General features: G+C 30.0%; 13 protein-coding genes. 10 read left to right on the top strand and 3 right to left on the bottom strand.

Annotated features, from left to right (window positions below; all coding sequences use genetic code 11):
- Positions 1-7 precede the first annotated feature (7 nt).
- The 3 genes from WHD08_RS13240 to WHD08_RS13250 all read right to left on the bottom strand — a co-directional run bounded on the left by WHD08_RS13240 (position 8) and on the right by WHD08_RS13250 (position 8,000).
- Positions 8-2,749, bottom strand: coding sequence for an outer membrane beta-barrel protein (locus tag WHD08_RS13240; RefSeq protein ID WP_208890505.1), 2,742 nt, complete (start codon positions 2,747-2,749; stop codon positions 8-10).
- 466 nt (positions 2,750-3,215) lie between these two features.
- Positions 3,216-6,665 (bottom strand): hypothetical protein, encoded by a 3,450-nt coding sequence (locus WHD08_RS13245; protein ID WP_208890504.1) that lies wholly within the window; start codon positions 6,663-6,665, stop codon positions 3,216-3,218.
- 156 nt (positions 6,666-6,821) lie between these two features.
- Entirely contained in the window at positions 6,822-8,000 is a 1,179-nt protein-coding gene (locus tag WHD08_RS13250; protein ID WP_208890503.1) for an acyl-CoA dehydrogenase family protein, read from the bottom strand.
- A 172-nt stretch (positions 8,001-8,172) separates the two neighbouring features.
- Here WHD08_RS13250 and rnpA point away from each other — a divergent pair, with 172 nt between their 5' ends.
- The 10 genes from rnpA to WHD08_RS13300 all read left to right on the top strand — a co-directional run bounded on the left by rnpA (position 8,173) and on the right by WHD08_RS13300 (position 18,553).
- Entirely contained in the window at positions 8,173-8,589 is a 417-nt protein-coding gene (gene rnpA / locus WHD08_RS13255) for a ribonuclease P protein component (protein WP_244183311.1), read from the top strand.
- Entirely contained in the window at positions 8,576-10,207 is a 1,632-nt protein-coding gene (locus tag WHD08_RS13260; protein WP_208890502.1) for a S41 family peptidase, read from the top strand. The genes rnpA and WHD08_RS13260 overlap by 14 nt, the downstream gene beginning before the upstream one ends.
- Before the next feature lie 27 nt (positions 10,208-10,234).
- A complete protein-coding gene (locus WHD08_RS13265; protein WP_208890501.1) occupies positions 10,235-11,914 on the top strand; it encodes a DUF6909 family protein in 1,680 nt (559 codons plus the stop codon).
- A gap of 33 nt (positions 11,915-11,947) precedes the next feature.
- On the top strand, positions 11,948-12,985 hold the full coding sequence (locus WHD08_RS13270; RefSeq protein WP_208890500.1) for a hypothetical protein: 1,038 nt from the start codon (positions 11,948-11,950) through the stop codon (positions 12,983-12,985).
- Between the two features lie 3 nt (positions 12,986-12,988).
- A complete protein-coding gene (rfbB, locus tag WHD08_RS13275; RefSeq protein ID WP_208890499.1) occupies positions 12,989-13,996 on the top strand; it encodes a dTDP-glucose 4,6-dehydratase in 1,008 nt (335 codons plus the stop codon).
- A 2-nt stretch (positions 13,997-13,998) separates the two neighbouring features.
- Complete coding sequence (rfbA, locus tag WHD08_RS13280; RefSeq protein ID WP_208890498.1) at positions 13,999-14,853, top strand: glucose-1-phosphate thymidylyltransferase RfbA; 855 nt, start codon at positions 13,999-14,001, stop codon at positions 14,851-14,853.
- A complete protein-coding gene (rfbC, locus tag WHD08_RS13285; RefSeq protein ID WP_208890497.1) occupies positions 14,853-15,398 on the top strand; it encodes a dTDP-4-dehydrorhamnose 3,5-epimerase in 546 nt (181 codons plus the stop codon). The genes rfbA and rfbC overlap by 1 nt, the downstream gene beginning before the upstream one ends.
- Before the next feature lie 62 nt (positions 15,399-15,460).
- Complete coding sequence (locus tag WHD08_RS13290) at positions 15,461-16,774, top strand: lipopolysaccharide biosynthesis protein (RefSeq protein WP_208890496.1); 1,314 nt, start codon at positions 15,461-15,463, stop codon at positions 16,772-16,774.
- Between the two features lie 33 nt (positions 16,775-16,807).
- Entirely contained in the window at positions 16,808-17,770 is a 963-nt protein-coding gene (locus WHD08_RS13295) for a hypothetical protein (RefSeq protein WP_208890495.1), read from the top strand.
- Between the two features lie 18 nt (positions 17,771-17,788).
- Positions 17,789-18,553 carry a glycosyltransferase family 2 protein gene (locus tag WHD08_RS13300; RefSeq protein ID WP_208890494.1) on the top strand — a complete coding sequence of 255 codons (765 nt, stop codon included), beginning with the start codon at positions 17,789-17,791 and terminating at the stop codon, positions 18,551-18,553.
- Positions 18,554-18,566 lie beyond the last annotated feature (13 nt).

The following is an 18,566-nucleotide window of genomic DNA, read 5'->3' on the forward strand; positions in this document are numbered from 1 at the left end:
TTATATTTTATCCTCTATATCTTCTTTTTCTTGATGGTTCAAACTTTTTTCCTTCACCTCCTAGGCTATTAAACTTCCAAGTAAAGGTTAACATTGCGTATTGTTGTAAAACGGTACTAGAAGAATCTTGAATATAATCTTCTGTAGCTACTCTTCTTGCATTTGTATTTTGATTTAAAATATCATATACTTTTATACCAACTGCTCCTTGGTCTTTTAAGATTGAATAACGCAAGGTCGCATTCCAAAACCAAGCACTTTTTTGAAATCCATCAGCAATATTTGGATTGTAATTAAACTTTACATCATTTCTCCATTCTAACTTTTTAGGTAGAAATGTAGAGGTGCTTATTAAAACATCATGACTTGTAAAGTTTTTATCACTAAAACTATCAATGTCGTAGGTGTTTCTGTTGAAAGAAACAGCGTAAGAAGGTCTAATTTCAAATACATCATCCCACATAAAATCAAAACCAATTCTTGGAGAAATTGACGTTGCTTTACTAGAATATTGTACTCCATTGTTAAAGTTAATGTTTTTATTGAGATTTCCAAAAACCGTAAATTCTGATTTTAAACTACCAAAATCTTCCCATTTTTTTGTTACACTATAACTTCCACCACCTTGTATGCTATAAAAACCATCTACGTTGGCATAAGAAGTTTCTCTAATAAGTGTATTTTGATCTATTATAGTATTTGCAATTACTCTATCGTTTGTAAAAGAAGCATTACCAAAAGCCCAAAAACCAGTTCTGTCTTGCCAATTAAAATTAGAGACTCCAAAACGAATACTATGTGTTTTAGTAGGATCTAATTCTGGGTTACCGGTTACAATATTTAAAGGATTAGATTCATCTCTAAATGGTTGTAATTGATATAAAGAAGGTGTTCCGTTTCTAAAGTTATATTTAAGTCGATAGCTGCTGGTTCTGTTTTTTCTAAAACGAAACCCTAATCCGTACTCTAAGTTGTTAAATTCTCTTTCTAAATTGGTTTCCGGTCTTAAAAAATCTGTATTTTTTAAAGTTCTGTTTACGTAAGCAATATCTGCAGATGTAGACCATTTTTCATTTCGGAAAGATAATTTTGCACGTGGTTTTTTAACGTTGTCTTGGTATTCGAAATCGGTACTTAATAGGTTGCTGAAATCTGTGTAATCGTTGGTGTTTTGATCCAAGTTATACGTACTTCTTATTTTTGTTGTTTTTGTGTTTGAATATTCATAACCAACATCAAAATATAATAGTCTTGATATTATTGGAAAACGATAGGTAACCTCACTACCAATTTCCGTTTTGTCTGTATTTCCATCTGAATATTGATCTCTAAGTATTTGATTTGGATTATCACCATAAATATTGGTTTCAGATTTCACCAAATCTTCTGTTTCAGATTTATCAATATTTGCTGTCAATTCTACTCTTAAAAAAGCACCTCTACTGCCAAACATCTTGGTTAAATTTACTTCATTATTAAACTTTTTGCTATTAGAATCTGCAATTGAGTTAGAGTTAGAGTCGTTTGTAAGTGTATTACTGTTATTAAAACTTTCTGAATTACTTGTATAAGTGTTTTTGTTAATATCAGCATTAAAATCAGATTCTATGTCAATTCTAAAAGTACTGTCAATTTCAATTTCAAAATCGACACTTGCATCATGACTGTCGCTTTCATTAAAAGAAGTGTTGTAAGAATTTGTAAAAAAGCTTGTTCCGTCGGCTAAGAATGTTTCTCTGTTGCTCGTTGTTTTATTGTCCGATTCACTATTTTTATAGAAGTAATCACTAGAAAGTTCAAACATTTTGCCAAAAGCATTTATGTAATTTAAACCATAATTGTTAGAAGTAACAATACCTTGTCCGCCTCCAAAGCTTCTATTATTTCCACCAAATTGCATTCTTTGATTTCCAAAACTAAAACCAGGAGAGTTTATATTATTACCACCGGCTAAAAGTCCTATTCGTTCGCTTCCTTTAAAACGGGTTGCCATACCTGCATATTCATATCTGCCGTCTGTACCGATTCCTGCAGCAGTTTTACCAAAATAGCCTTTATTGTTTTCTTTTTTTATGGTAAGGTTTATGGTTTTGTTTTCTCCATCAGAATCTTCACCAGCAAAGGCTTGAGCATTGGTTTTTGTATCTGAAATTTGTATTTTTTCAATAATATCTTTGGTAAGGTTTCTTGTTGTAATAGTTGGGTCGTTTCCAAAGAAAGGCTTTCCGTTAACAAGTATTTTATTTACAGATTTTCCGTTTACCGTAATTGCTCCTTCATCATCTACTTCTACTCCTGGTAGTTTTTTTAATAAATCTTCTACATTGGCATCCTTCTTTGTTTTAAAAGATTTTACATTAAATTCTACGGTATCTTTTTTTATGGTGATAGGAGCACTAGATCTAATAACAACAGCATCTAATGCATTAGCTAGTTCTAAGTTTAAATTACCAACATGCTGGTTTTTTGTATTAATTATTTTTGTGTACGGCTTATAACCAATATATGAAACGACTAATTTTATTTGGCTATCTGCTGTTTTACCTTCAACATTAAAATAACCTTTAGCGTCGGTTATTGTATAAGAAATAATACTGCTGTCTTTTAAACGTTCTGCATGTACGGTTGCAGATTCTAGTAATTCATTATCTTCTAGAGATGTTATTGTACCAGTAATTTTAAATTCCTTAGTTTGAGAATAGGTGATACAAGTAAAAATTAAGCAGATGAGTAAAAGAACTTTCTTCATTATTATTGGTTGATTAAATGAGGTGTGAACAAGTGTAACTAAATAAAGAAACAAAGGTTTAATTAAAGAATTGATAAATAAGGGTTTTTAACAAAACTTTAGGTTTTAGATGGTGTCTTCTTTTTCTCTTTTTTAAAAATGGTAAGCCTATTTTATTAGGGTAAAACGTTGAAGGTGATGTGATAAAAAGTTGGTAAGTATGATAAATTAGTAATTTTATCGTTTTGTTATATTTATTTATTCTAAATAAAGACTATATTTGTCGCATAATTATTTAAGATGATTGTTTTTTATACTGAAAGTAAGCCCGTAGTTTCTATGTTAAATACATCCGTTTGTGATAGTGTTTGTTCGTCTAATTGCATAAAACCAAAGAGTAGCTGTTGTAATAAGTATAAAAAAAAGGGCATCAACTGTAAGCGATGCCCTCATATTTTGCTAAAAGCTTCTTAGCTTAATTTAATTATTATCCCTTTCTATATAAAGGATCTGTACCAATTGTACCCAATAAACTCTCTAAATATTCATTAGAAATTACATGTTTATATTGTCGTTTTAAGTTTTCTAATCGTGTATTGATATCCATTTCTGAAGCAATAGAATTGTTATAAGGATTTGCAATAAAATCTTCAGAATATTTTATTTGATTATCATAAAAAGCAATGTCTTTTTGCTGTTTTAATTGTAATCTCTCTTTGTACCAATCGCTGTTAATTACATACTCTCTTTCAAATAATTTACGTAATTCTGGATCACTAATGTCTTTTCCTTCATAATTACCATATGCCATAATATGTAACAGCACTTTTAATGGCGGAATAGCAGCAGTTATGCTTCCATCTTCAAAATAGTTTAAAGCCACCTTTTGTTGTGCTTCAGTAATATTTTTAATTCCATCTACAAAATCTTCTAAACCTTGTAATTCTGGTTTTAACATTCTTTCGCTAAAAACAGCTGTAGGTTCATCAAAAATTCTATTTAGACATCTGTAAGAAAATGTTTTTGTAATTCTGTATCCTAATCTACTTGCTAAAATAGTTTCTCCTTCGTATTCAAAATCATTAATTTTTTCTAAAGAACCATTTTTAATTAACTCTTTAGGATCCCTGTCTTTAGGTTCTAGTCTTGCCCAAATTTCAGGGATTAATAAACTAACATCGTGGTCTATTTTATTTTCTGCACCTACATAACCTGCAGCAGTGCTAAATCCATTAGATTCTGTTAAGATATGAGACAACAATGCGTTATTTAAGTCTGTTGTTGGAGTAAGCATGTTAAATGGTGCTTTTGTTAAAGCTCCTTCTGTACCAGCTCCAGTAGTAGATGGAGATTTCCCTGTTAAACTACAGATAAAGTCCATAAATAATTCTGGCGCTTCTTGGTAGTGAATTGGGTTATAAACTGCCAAAGGTCTTATTCCTGCAGCTTTATCAACAGGATTATTTCTTCTACCAGGTAAAACAGCATTTACAACATGATATACAGGTTCGTTTAAGTTAATTTTTCTAACTAAACGAACACCAATATCCGCTAAATAAGTATCTTCAGTTTCTACAACATTTTTACAAGGCTCTAAATAACGAGGGTTTTTGGTAGGTTCACCATTTACAATTCTCGTATGAGAAGGCAGAGCAAAAAACTGTTCTTTTTTATCACTTTTAACAATACTTTCAATAAAATCTTTAACTGGTTTTGTGTATTTGTCAAAGTTGATAGTGTCTTCGTATAAAGCAATAGCGTCTTCTTTTTTGAGTAACTCGTAGTTGGTTAAAAAACGGCCGTTTGTTACCAAATCTAATTCGGCAGCTTTATCATAACCTCTTACTACCGCTTCATCTGGTCTCTGAAAAAGATGTGCCTCGCAATTAGTTAATAATTTTAAACTTTTATTGGTGAATTCTGGGTTTAAGTTTTTTAATTGATTTCTAGGTATGGTAATAGAAGCTGTAATATCATCTTCTGTTTGTATTTTTTCTGAAGGAGAGAAATCTGAACGTAATTTGTTTAACATCCAATTTCCTTGTTCATTAAAACCAATACGAACATAACTACCAACAACGGGTGTGTTGTTGTATAATAAACTCGTTCCTTTTTTTCCGTTGATAATTTCAACAGACATGTACTCTTTCCAATTTAAAGTTCCGTGTGCTTGTCTGTATAACCTTTTTACAAAAAGGACTAAAGAACGAATATGCACAGGTATTTCTTCTAAAAATTGATTGAACTCATCAGAATTGTGTTTCGACGGAATTAATAATTTAACAGCAGAACTTAACGTTCTTTTTTCACTTAAAAAAGATCTAGAAATTGGTCTGTTTGGGTCTTTTACTTTCCATCGATTAGAATATACATACTCTATAATTTCGTCGGCCTTTTTAAAGTCTTCTTCTATATTATGAATGTTAAAAGTACTATACGTAATAGCATTTTGCATTGGTTTAGAAATCTCAGATTTACCACCACCAGAAACTGTACATGGTTTGTGGCAAAAAACACCTTCTGCAAAAGTTTCTATAATTCTCCATAAATCGATAGATTTATGTTTTTCTAATTTTAATTTACTTCCCGTAGGGTGTATGTAAGTTTTGTAAGGAGACAATGTTAATTTCTGCTCTTTACTTTTATGCATCCATGTAATGCTGTTAGTATTGGTGTTTATGTATGCAAACTCCGGGATGTAAACAATGTTTGGGTATTTTTTATCTACCGCATAGTTTTCTGGTTTTACCTCTATGGTATCTCCTAAAAGTTGTTTTACACCTTCAAAAGTATGTTTAAAGTTGTAAAACTCAGATTGTACTTTACCATCTACGGTATCGCCCATAACTCTTCTAGCAAATGCAATTGCACCACCTGCATGTTCCTCCTCTACCAAACCAAATAGGTTGGCAGAATAACTAATTTGAGTTTTTATTTCTTTTTTGGAATATCCGTAATAATTATCTGCAATTAGGGTTACTACAACACCTCTGTCATCTCTACAGGTAATTTTAAAAGCACCACCTTCATTATAAAGTTCCTCTTCATTTTCCCAACACATTCCGTCTTTTTTCTGACGTTCTGTAGCATCATCAAAATGAGGTAAGCCAACATCTTTCTTTTTTAATTCTTTTAATTGTGGAGCTAAAACAATACAGCCAGTATGTCCAGTCCAGTGTTCTGTATCTAAAGCAGCATCATTTTGTGCTAAGTTATGGTCTCCGGCATTGCCGAAAATTGACTCTACAAAATCTAAATTACTTACTAAGTTTCCTGGTACAAAAAAGCGAACCTCTAATGATTTTTCTGAGATTACTCCTTTAACTTCCGGACAAACCACAGGTCTTAAAAGTGAAGAAACCATTACTTTGGCTTGTTTATCTTGACTAGAGGTAAACGGAAGTGTTTTTAAATCATCCGAAGGATTAAAAGCTGAATGCAATAAATGCGCAAAAGTTTCTTGCGGAACTTCTTTTTTGTCTAATGGTACAGGTAAGCTGCCTTTTACAATATGAAAAGTTCCTTTTGTTGTTCTTTTATCGTTTAATGGATTGTTTAAAATACCTTGTTTTATTCTGCTAGTAGTAACTAAATTACTTTTAAAAGAATCACCATCTGGAGGTAAACTAAGTTCTCTTGCTTGTCCTTTTTTAGTTAATACCAACGTGTTGTTTGGTATTACAAGAGATTTATTAATAGACACTTTTTTTAAATAATCATTAATAAATGCTTGTATTCTTGAATCTGCAGGAGAAAGATGGTCCGATAATAATCTAGATCTTTGCTTGATACTTTTAATAAGACTGCAAGTTAATTCCTCAAATTTCGGATCTAAAAATTGAATAGAATTTTCTGGTTTGTCCTTAAAAGTAGGTTGTCCTAATGAAGCTAATTGTAGGTTGATAAACTGAATAATGTCATTTCTAGTTTCTTGCATAATGATATTTTTAAACTCTTATAAAAATACCATAAAATTTTCATTGCTAAGTTATTGAAACACTATGTATTTAACTCTTGTTGAAAATAAATCGTTTTATTGATTTTTGTCTTAATTTCAACATTTGTTAAACGTTTAACCAAACCATAAAAAACACTACTTAAAAGCACTTAAACCAGTTACATCTAAACCTGTAATTAATAGGTGAATGTCATGCGTTCCTTCATAGGTAATTACACTTTCCAGATTCATCATGTGACGCATTATAGAATACTCACCAGTAATGCCCATTCCACCTAACATTTGTCTCGCTTCTCTTGCAATATGAATAGCCATGTCGACATTATTTCTTTTTGCCATAGAAATCTGAGCAGAAGTTGCTTTTCCTTCATTCTTTAAAGTACCTAATCTCCAGGCTAATAATTGTGCTTTGGTGATTTCAGTAATCATTTCTGCTAATTTTTTCTGTTGTAATTGAAATTGGCCAATCGGTTTGCCAAACTGTTCACGTTCTTTACAATAACGTAAAGCGGTATCATAACAATCCATAGCCGCACCAATTGCGCCCCAAGCAATTCCGAATCTTGCAGAATCTAAACAACCTAAAGGTGCTCCGAGTCCAGATTTATTTGGTAATAAATTTTCTTTAGGCACTTTTACATTATCAAAAATAAGTTCTCCGGTTGCAGATGCACGCAAAGACCATTTATTATGTGTGGTAGGCGTTGTAAAACCTTCCATTCCGCGTTCTACCAATAAACCATGAATTCTACCTTCTTCATTTTTTGCCCAAACCACAGCAACTTGAGCAAAAGGAGCGTTAGAAATCCACATTTTTGCACCATTTAAAAGATAGTGATCTCCCATATCTTTAAATTTGGTTTCCATACCAGACGGATTAGAACCATGATTTGGTTCTGTTAATCCAAAACAGCCCATCCATTCGCCAGAAGCTAATTTTGGTAAATACTTTTTACGTTGTGCTTCATTTCCATATTTAAAAATAGGATACATTACCAAAGAAGATTGCACAGAAGCAGTAGAGCGAACTCCAGAATCTCCACGTTCTATTTCTTGCATAATTAATCCGTAAGAAATTTGATCTAATCCTGCGCCACCATATTCTTCTGGAATGTAAGGGCCAAAAGCACCAATTTCTGCCAAACCACTAATAATTTGAGTTGGAAACTCTGCTTTTTGAGCATATTCTTCAATAATAGGAGAAACGTCTCGTTTTACCCATTCTCGAGCTGCAGTTCTTACTAGTTTGTGTTCTTCGGATAATAAATCATCTAGATTATAATAATCTGGAGCTTGAAAAAGATCTTGTTTCATAAGTTTATATCTAAAAGTGGATTCGAATTTAATCTTATTTTTTGAACAATATGTGTGTTTTTAAACAAATATATTGATTGTTGTTTAATATTTATGTTTTTGTTTGTCAGAAATTAAACTTTAATAAAGGAATAAATATGAAAGTTAAAGATACAAAATCTATAAAAAGTAGATGATTTCTATTAAGTTTGTATGCATGAAGCATACCTTAGGAAAAGAAGAGCGTTTAAAAAGTAAAAAGCTCATAGAAAAACTTTACGAAGAGAGAAATTCTGTGAAAGCGTATCCTCTTAGAATGATTTTTTTACAAACAGATCATACCTCAGAATTCCCAGCTCAAGTAGGGGTTTCTGTTCCTAAACGTAATTTTAAACTGGCTGTAGATAGAAACAGGATTAAGCGGTTAATGCGAGAATCCTATCGTTTGCAAAAAGAAATTGTCTACAATAATTTAGAGGAGCCTTATGTTTTTATGATTTCGTATATTGGGAAAGATAAATGTACTTATGACGAGATATTCTTAAAAATGGAAAAATTACTAACTCGGTTTGTTAGTGAAGTAAAAAATAAAAAAAATGAAGAGGTTTAAGTTTTCAAAAAATACAATTATTGTTCTTTTAGTAGGAACAATCTTTTTATCGTTTGCATTTAAATCGAAATTCTTTGAGGTTGCCAAGCAAATTGAAATTTACAATACATTATTTAAAGAGTTAAATATGTATTATGTAGATGAAATTAATCCTGCAGAATTAACAAATAGCGCTATTAAAAATACGCTTAAAGATTTAGATCCTTATACCAACTTTTACAATGAGCAAGATGTAGAAGATGCAAAAATATTACGAGAAGGAGAGTATGGCGGTATTGGTGTTTCTGTTTATTATATAAAACAAGGAATTCAGATTAAAGAAATTTTTAAGGGATATTCGGCAGATAAAGCAGGTTTAAAATCTGGAGATATTATTACTTCTATAGACGGGCAATCTGTAAAAGATATGGAAAGTGAGCAACTTTCTATGTTGATAAAAGGAACGCCAAATAGCACCTTTTCTGCAGAAATAGAAAGACAAGGAAAAAGTATTCAGAAAGAAATAACGAGGGATAAAGTGGTGATAAATCCAGTCCCTTTTTCTGAAATGATCGATGAAGAAACGGGATATATTGTATTAACACGCTTTAATGAAAAAGCGTCATCCGAGGTAAAAAAAGCATTTAGAAAATTAAAGAAAGCGGGTATGAAGCAACTGGTTTTCGATTTAAGAGGAAATCCAGGAGGTTCTTTGCTAGAATCTATAAATATTTCTAATTTCTTTTTACCAAAAGGAGAGGTGATTGTTTCTACAAAAGCAAAAGTTAAAAAATGGAGTAATACGTATAAAAGTACAAATGATCCTTTAGACTTAGAAGTGCCGATTGTAGTTTTAGTAAATGGACGTTCTGCTTCGGCATCAGAAATTGTAAGTGGTTCTTTGCAAGATTATGATAGAGCTGTAATTATGGGGCAGCGTTCTTTTGGAAAAGGATTGGTGCAGCGTTATAGAAAATTGACATACGGTACCCAATTAAAATTAACAATTTCTAAGTATTATACGCCAAGTGGTCGATGTATTCAGGAGTTAGATTATGCTAATAGAGATAAAAACGGAAAAGTTCCTAAATTTTCTGATGCAGGAATAAATGAGTTTAAAACGGCAAACGGAAGAAAAGTATATGATGGTGGCGGTGTTTTGCCAGATGTAGTTATTAAAACATCAGAAAAAACAGAAGCAACTGAGATGATCTTAAACTCTAAAGCTATTTTTAATTTTGCTGTAAATTATTATTATCAGCATCCATCAATAGAAAGTGCTCTTAATTTTGAATTTAAAGAGGCTGATTTTAATAAATTCACCAATTATTTAGAGTTAGATACCACATTTGTTACCAAGCAAGAAGCTTTGTTTAAAGAAGCGTATAAAGCTATAACAGTAAATAATATTTCTAGTGAATATGAGAAAATTCAAGAAAAATTATTTAAAAATAAAGTAGATGAAATCACTAAGAATAAAGATATTCTTAAAATAGTTCTTGAAGAAGAAATTCTAAATAAATACTATTTTGATGAGGGTGTATATAACCATAAATTAAAGAATGATTTGGTTATAAGAGAAGCGGTTAACGTATTAAAAAACCAAGAAAAATATAAGCAAATTTTATCCGCTAAATAATTTTATATTTGAAAATTAAAATTGAAAATGACAAAAATAAATAAAACAGATAGAACTAGAGCTCACGAGTCTACAAATGCAATAGAAAAATTATATATTTCTATGCGTCATTTATTTAGTAGAGGTTTTTACAAGCCAATGGGTATTTCTGGAGAAACTTTACGTAAATCTTTACTTTTATTAAGACCAGAAATTTATGGTTCAATTGCAGAAGAAAGAATTGAGTTGAATGGTTTAATTTATGTAATTGAAAGGCTTCCAAGAGGAATTGAAGAATGCCAATTTATAAACTTAACTGCAGATGAAGGTTATAGTGATTCTCATTTTGAAACAATAATTCCTCCAAAAAGAAGAAGAAATTGTTACAGAATAGACAAAGACCAAATGAATATAGAAATTACACGTGGTCGTTCTGAAATTTATGACATTCTTACGCATTTAACGTTCTTGTTTATAGAATCTCATAAAATTCAAAAAAGAGTAACTATAAATGAAGGGACAGATTTTATTAGAGAATGGAAATATTTAGAAGATATTGTAATCTATAATAAAGAAATTACAGACCAAGAAAGAGAGGTTGCTACTGCGCATTTAAGTAATATTTTAGGAAGAACTTTTGAGGAGGTAATAGATATTCATAAAGCATTTGCAACATCAGAAAAAAAGGATCGATTTTTTCATTTAATTTATTGGTTGGGTAAATTAGCTATTAATGAGGTTTTAGATAATAAGAAGCGAAAAGTAGCTTTTAGTTCTGTTTTAATCGAAGAAATAGGACACCATATTTATGGAGATATTTGGGCTAATAATATTAAAAAAGTACTAAAAGAAAATAGTCTACTAAAAAGACCAATTCATATTATTAGTGCCAACATGCACAGTGTCTTAAATTCTATTTATGCCAAAGGTGCGTTGCCAAAAGAGGCTGAAGAGCATGAAGGTTTTGGGCTGTTTCAATTATTAAGTAATTCTGATAGTAAGCCTTTACAAAAAGCAGTTAAGGAATATGCCTCTGAAAATGGATTAATCTATATTAAAGATACTTCGGGTACCAATATTAATGTTCAAGTAATAGATACAGAAAAAATTAATTTTGAAGATTCTCCGTTTGATAAAGTAAATTCTGTAAATAAAAAGCCTGTTATCATTGTAATGGATTATGCTTTTGGTGAGCAAGCTTACGAAACTATGGATGAGCTTTTAAAACCATATAAAAACACAAAGAAGAAAAATCACCTAGATGTAAAATCTGTTTCTATAATGGGAAAAGCAGGTATTTTAGAAGGTGGTAAAGGAGATATTATGATTCCTACTGCACATATTTTTGAAGGTACTGCAGATAATTATCCGTTTAAAAACGAGTTGTCTAAAGAAGATTTAGAAGGTTTTGGAGTAGAAGTTTTTGATGGTTCTATGATTTCTGTTTTAGGAACTTCATTACAGAATAAAGATTTGTTACAGTTTTTCCATGATTCTACATGGAATGTTATTGGTTTAGAAATGGAAGGTGCTCATTATCAAAAAGCAATACAATCTGCCTCTAAAATTAGAGGGAATATTTCTAAAAATGTAAAAGTAAGGTATGCCTATTATGCATCAGATAATCCGCTAGAAACAGGAGCAACATTGGCTTCTGGAGGTTTAGGTATGACAGGTGTTACACCAACATACGCGATTACACAAAAAATATTAGAACAAATTTTTTAAGAGTCTAAGACTAAAATATTATATCAAAAAAGAATGTCAACAAATCAAAAAAATAACGAAGAAGAAATAGATTTAGGTTCATTATTTGTGCTTATAGGTAAAGGTTTTTCTAAGTTTTTTAATTTTATTGGAAGTATTTTTAAAGGAATTTTTAATTTTCTAATCATAATTTTAATCTTCTTTAAACAACACTTTATTAAGATTGCAATTGCAGCATTAGTAGGAGTTGTTGCAGGTGTCTTTTTGGAGGTAAAAAAGAAAGATCTTTATGGATCTGATTTACTTGTAAAACCGAATTTTGAAAGTACAAGGCAATTATATAATAATATAAATTATTATAATGACCTTGTAAGACAGAAAAAGACGGCAGACTTAGCTGAAATATTTAATTTAGACGAACCAACAGCTGCAAGTTTTAAGAAGTTTACAATCACTTCCGTAGAAACTGAAAATGATATTATTGATTCTTATAATAAATTTATTTTAGCAGTAGATACAACTACGGTAAAGAGTTACAAATATGAACAGTTTAAAAATGCCTTCTCAGATTATGATTATAAAATTCATGAAATTCACGTAGTTTCAGAGAAAAACGACGTTTTTAATAATTTAGGAGATGTTATTATTTCTTCGGTAGTAAAGAATAAATACTTTAACAGATTAAAGGAATTAAGTAATGAGAACTTAAATAGAACAGATTCTTTATTGCGTCAAAATTTAGGTCAGGTAGATTCTTTAAGAAGGGTTTACATGCAGGTAATGGTTGAAGAGGCAAAAAAACAAAGTAACGGAACAAATATAGATTTAGGAGGTGTTAAGAGCACAACCAAAGAGTTAGAGCTTTTTGATACGAATAGAAGAATTAATGCAGAGTTAAGAGACGTTGTTAATGATAGGTCTGAGAAATATGAAGTGATTAATGTAATTTCTAATTTTCAGTCCGTAGGATATAAAGTAAGTGGTGTTGCGCAAAATTATGCCTTTTTATTAGCTGTTTTAGGAGCAGGTCTTATGGTTTTATTTTTAATGATAAAACAATTAAATACATTTCTAAATAACTACAAAAAATAAACAATGCAAACAATTCTTATAACAGGTGGAGCAGGGTTTATAGGCTCTAATTTTATCCCTTATTTTTTAAACGAACATAAAAACTACAAAGTAGTAAATTTAGATGTGCTTACGTATGCAGGAGATCTTTCTAACTTATCTGAAATAGAAAATAATGAAAGATATACTTTTGTAAAAGGAGATATTTGTGATAGAGATTTGGTAGAAAATCTTTTTAATGAACATAAGTTTACAGGCGTTATTCATTTTGCAGCAGAATCTCATGTAGATAATTCTATTAAAAATCCTGATGCATTTGTTAGAACCAACGTTTTTGGAACTTTTAATTTACTAGATGTAGCAAAAAAATATTGGATGGAAAGTCCTAATGTATTTATAGAAGGTTTTGAAAATTCAAGATTTTTACATGTTTCTACAGACGAGGTGTATGGTACTTTAGGAGAAACAGGTTTGTTTACTGAAGAAACACCTTATGCACCAAACAGCCCCTATAGTGCTTCTAAAGCATCATCAGATTTTATGGTGAGAAGCTATTTTCATACATTTGGGATGAATGTTGTAACCACCAATTGTTCTAACAATTATGGACCAAAACAACATGACGAAAAACTGATTCCTACAATTATAAGAAAAGCAATTTCTGGGGAAAATATTCCCATTTATGGTGATGGAAAAAATATTAGAGATTGGTTATTTGTATTAGACCATTGTACAGGAATAGCACTTGCTTTTAAAGAAGGTAAATTAGGAGAAACCTACAATATTGGTGGTAAAAACGAACGAAATAATTTATATATAGCAAATGCTATTTGTGAAATTTTAGACGAAGAAAAACCAAAAAAGAAACCGTATAAAAAACAAATTAGTTTTGTAGAAGATAGAGCTGGTCATGATTTTAGATATGCAATTGATGCATCGAAAATAGAAAATAAATTAAACTGGAAAGCTAAAGAGAATTTTGAGACTGGTATTAGAAAAACCATTCAGTGGTATTTAGAAAAATATAGTTAGATATGAAAGGAATAGTTTTAGCAGGAGGTTCTGGTACAAGATTACACCCACTTACATTGGCAGTAAGTAAACAGTTAATGCCAGTGTATGATAAACCGATGATTTACTATCCTATTTCCACTTTAATTTCTGCCGGAATAAGAGAGATACTAATTATTTCTACACCGCAAGATTTACCCTTGTTTAAAAAGTTATTAGGAAACGGAAATCAAATTGGTTGCAGTTTTGAATATGAAGTGCAAGCAGAACCAAATGGTTTGGCAGAAGCTTTTATTATAGGTGAAAAATTTATAGGTAAAGATAAGGTTGCTTTAATTTTAGGAGATAATATCTTTTATGGTTCTGGGTTATCTAATTTGTTAAAAGCGAATAACAATCCCAATGGAGGTATTGTGTATGCTTACCATGTAAATGATCCAGAAAGATATGGTGTGGTAGAATTTGATGATAATCAAAGAGCAATTTCAATAGAAGAAAAGCCAGAAAAACCAAAGTCTAATTATGCGGTTCCTGGTATTTATTTTTATGATAATGAAGTTGTAGAAATTGCTAAAAATATAAAGCCAAGTAAAAGAGGAGAGTTAGAAATAACAGAAATAAACAACGTGTATTTAAAAAAAGGAAAACTATCTGTAGAAATTTTAGATAGAGGAACTGCTTGGTTAGATACAGGTACTTTCGACTCTTTAATGCAAGCAGGTCAGTTTGTACAAGTAATTGAAGAAAGACAAGGTTTAAAAGTTGGTTCTATAGAAGAAGCTGCTTATAGAGCCGATTTTATATCAAAAGAACAAATGATAGAAATAACAAAGCCTTTGTTAAAAAGCGGTTATTCTAATAATTTATTAAAAATATAATGAAAGTTACGGAAACAAATTTAAAAGGATGTTATGTTATAGAACCTCTTTTTTTTAAAGATAATAGAGGGTGTTTTTTATTAGAATATAATAAAAAGGAGTTTGAAGAGAAAACGGGATTTAAAGGAGATTTTGTTTTAGGAAATCAGTCTACTTCTCAATACGGAGTTGTAAGAGGTTTGCATTTGCAAAGGGGAGAGTTTGCCCAAGCAAAATTAGTAAGAGTTGTAAAAGGGAAGATTTTAGACGTTGCCGTTGATGCTAGAAAAGGTTCTGAAACTTTTGGTAAAGTCTTTTCTGTAGAATTATCGGCAGAAAATAATAAGCAATTATTTGTTCCAAGAGGATTTTTACATGGTTTTTCTGTTTTAGAAGATGATACAATTGTATCGTATAAATGTGATAATTATTATCAACCAGAAGCGGAAGATGGTGTTTTATTTGATGATAAAGATTTAAATATTGATTGGAAAATACCTTCGGATAAAATTACACTTTCAGAAAAGGATACTGTATTAAAAACGTTTGCTAGTTTTAATAAGTAATTCTATTTATTTATAAAAATTAGTTTTATTGCTAATAAGAACAAAAATAACCGAAGAGGTTGATGGATAGAAGAAAGATTATTTTAAAGAACGTATCCCTAGGTTTTGTGTTTAAAATATTAAATATGGGAATTGTATATCTTACAATTCCTTTTTTATTAAAGTATTTAGGCACTTCTAATTACGGTGTTTGGGTTACAATTTTCTCTATTGTTAATATCTTGTTTTTTGTAGATGCTGGTATTGCAAACGGTTTAAAAACAAAATTAACAGAGGCAATTAGTAATAAGAATGTTAGGCTTGCAAAAGAATATATATCCACAGCATCTGTTCTTATTTTTTTTATTTCTATCGGCTTTTTTCTTGTTGGTGGTGCTACAATATACTTAGTAAACTTAAATAGTTTGTTAAATGTTGGGGACTTAGTTTCTAATAAAAACCTTCAATCGGTTTTTTTTGTGATACTGATATTTATTGTGTCCAACTTTGTTTTAAGTCTTTATAAAGTTTTCTTTTACGCAATTCAGAAAGCTTCTGTGGTAGAATTTTCGCTTTTTCTTTATCGATTTGTCGTTTTCGGCTTTATATATTATGCTTTAAATAACTTAGAATCATCTATTTTAAATGTTGCTTACATTTACGGGTTGTCTAATCTTATTGTAAGTATCATTTTTAGTTTTGTTTTTTTTAATAAAAGGAAAGAGATCCTTCCATCTATTAAAAGCTTTAAGAAAGAAAGAATTAATGATTTAATGAGTTTGAGCATCCGTTTTTTTATAATTCAGATGTGTATGATTGTTATTTTTATTACTGATAATATTATTATCAGTAATTTATTAGGTCCGGATGCCGTTACAAATTATGATATTGTTTTTAAATTATTTCAAGTTATTATAATGTTGTCAACCATACTTTTAGATCCCTTTTGGTCTCTTTTTACAGACGCTTACCAAAAGAAAGATTTTATTTGGATTAGGGCAACATTAAAAAGAATGAATAAACTTTTTATACTTGTTTGCATTGGTACAATAGTTTTAATTCTTTTAACCAAAACAATTATATCAATTTGGATTGGTAAAGAGTTTGTGGTAGATGAAACCTTAACTTATTTTATGGGTTTATTTGTGCTGATAAGAATTTTTCCTTTGGTATATATGTATTTTTTAAATGCAATAGGAGAAATAAAATTACAAATGTATTTATTTATTATGGGAGCAGTTATTAATATACCTGTTTCAGTGTTATTTGTAAAATATCTAGATTTAGGTATTTCTGGTGTTATTTTAGGAACATCGGTTAGTATTATTGCGATGGTCTTTTTACTACCTTTTCAGACCTATAATATTTTGAAAAAGAATGAAATTTTAAAAAACTAAAAGGAGTTTATTAATTAGAAAGCTATACACAAGATGAAGTTAATACGTCAGAAATATAATTATCACGTTTCTTTAGATACCGTAGAAGAATTTGAGAAAATTATACTATCAGACGCTTCTGTAACTTCTATTAATGAAACTAATAAAACGTTTTCTAAGATATTATTCCATTTATGGAATGTAGTTACAAGAAACAAAGTAACAAGTAAAAATAATAGGGACTTAGCTAAAAAATTTAAAATACATTTATTAGCAGTTTTAATGGGAACCAATTTTAGTAAATGTTTACCAAGATTCTTTTCTAAGTCTAATAAAAGTATTTACATTTTTGATGCATGGCCTGAAAAGCATGATGAAATTATTAAGTTTGTAAATGGTTTTAAAGTTGATAATTTGTTTTTGACTTCTTCTCAAGCCGTTGAAGCTATTCGATCTAAAACACCAAATACGAATTGTTTTTGGGTTTCAGAAGGTATAAATCCAGGTGGTTACAAACATTACAGTTTTAAAGACAAAACAATTGATGTACTTGCATTGGGTAGAAAGTATGAATCTTACCATGCACAAATAGTTTCGTGTTTAGAATTTAATAAAAAGGAGTATTTATATGAGAAACAACCAGGAAAGATTATTTTCCCAACACGAGAAGGGTTTGTAAAAGGAATGGCAAAGTCTAAAATATCTATTTGTGTGCCGTCTAGTATTACGCATCCAGAGCGTTCTGGAAATATAGAAACGATGACAATTCGGTATTTACAATCTATGGTTTCTAAATGTCTTATTTTAGGGCATGCTCCAAAAGAAATGATTACACTTTTTGGTTACAACCCGGTAATAGAGATTGACACAAAAGATCCTGAAGGTCAAATAATTTCAATTTTGAATAATTATTCAGATTATTTTCCTCTTATTGAAAAAAATTACCAAAAAGTATTAGAAAATCATACTTGGACTAATAGATGGAACACGATAAAACAATTTTTAAACCAAAACTAAAAAGGGCTATTTAATTTTATGAATCCTTTATTAAGCATCATAACAGCAACATTTAATAGTGATAAAACTTTAGATGAAACAATTAAGTCTGTTTTAAATCAAGATTATACTAATTTCGAATACATAATTATTGATGGGAAATCTGAAGATAATACAATTAGTATTATCAAAAAATATGAAACTCAATTTAAAGAAAAAAATATAACATATACTTGGGTAAGCGAGCCAGATACGGGTATTTATAGTGCCTGGAATAAAGGGTTGAAATTAGCTACAGGAGGTTGGATTGCTTTTTTAGGGTCTGATGATATTTATCTAGAAAATGCTTTAGAAAAATATGCTTTTAACATAGCGCAAAACAATAACGTAGACTTTATTTATTCTAAAGTTAAATTAGTAAATAAAGGAAAAGTAAAACACGTATTCTCTGATCTTTGGAAATGGAATGAGTTTAAAAGAGAAATGAAAATTGCTCATGTTGGTTCTTTTCATAATAAAAATTATTTTGATACCTATGGTGTATACAATGAAGACTATAAAATTACTGGAGATTATGAGCTGCTTTTAAGAGCTAAAAGTAATTTAAAAACTATTTTTATAAATCAGTTTACTGCAGAAATGAAAGATGGTGGAATTAGTAATAAAAATGTATTAATGGCTTTTAAAGAGGCTAAAAAAGCTAAAATAGACACTGCAGAAATTTCTAAACAAATAGCGTTTATGGATTTTTATCTATCCCTAATAAAATATTATCTTTCTACTTTTGTAAAAAGGTTCTTCTAATTATAAAAACTCA

This window comes from Polaribacter sejongensis, from assembly GCF_038024065.1.
GTDB classification, from domain to species: domain Bacteria; phylum Bacteroidota; class Bacteroidia; order Flavobacteriales; family Flavobacteriaceae; genus Polaribacter; species Polaribacter sejongensis.

Coding starts and splice junctions, on each gene's coding strand:
- WHD08_RS13240 (WP_208890505.1), bottom strand. CDS start 2,749: ATGAAGAAAGTTCTTTTACTCATCTGCTTAATTTTTACTTGTATCACC.
- WHD08_RS13245 (WP_208890504.1), bottom strand. CDS start 6,665: ATGCAAGAAACTAGAAATGACATTATTCAGTTTATCAACCTACAATTA.
- WHD08_RS13250 (WP_208890503.1), bottom strand. CDS start 8,000: ATGAAACAAGATCTTTTTCAAGCTCCAGATTATTATAATCTAGATGAT.
- rnpA (WP_244183311.1), top strand. CDS start 8,173: ATGATTTCTATTAAGTTTGTATGCATGAAGCATACCTTAGGAAAAGAA.
- WHD08_RS13260 (WP_208890502.1), top strand. CDS start 8,576: ATGAAGAGGTTTAAGTTTTCAAAAAATACAATTATTGTTCTTTTAGTA.
- WHD08_RS13265 (WP_208890501.1), top strand. CDS start 10,235: ATGACAAAAATAAATAAAACAGATAGAACTAGAGCTCACGAGTCTACA.
- WHD08_RS13270 (WP_208890500.1), top strand. CDS start 11,948: ATGTCAACAAATCAAAAAAATAACGAAGAAGAAATAGATTTAGGTTCA.
- rfbB (WP_208890499.1), top strand. CDS start 12,989: ATGCAAACAATTCTTATAACAGGTGGAGCAGGGTTTATAGGCTCTAAT.
- rfbA (WP_208890498.1), top strand. CDS start 13,999: ATGAAAGGAATAGTTTTAGCAGGAGGTTCTGGTACAAGATTACACCCA.
- rfbC (WP_208890497.1), top strand. CDS start 14,853: ATGAAAGTTACGGAAACAAATTTAAAAGGATGTTATGTTATAGAACCT.
- WHD08_RS13290 (WP_208890496.1), top strand. CDS start 15,461: ATGGATAGAAGAAAGATTATTTTAAAGAACGTATCCCTAGGTTTTGTG.
- WHD08_RS13295 (WP_208890495.1), top strand. CDS start 16,808: ATGAAGTTAATACGTCAGAAATATAATTATCACGTTTCTTTAGATACC.
- WHD08_RS13300 (WP_208890494.1), top strand. CDS start 17,789: ATGAATCCTTTATTAAGCATCATAACAGCAACATTTAATAGTGATAAA.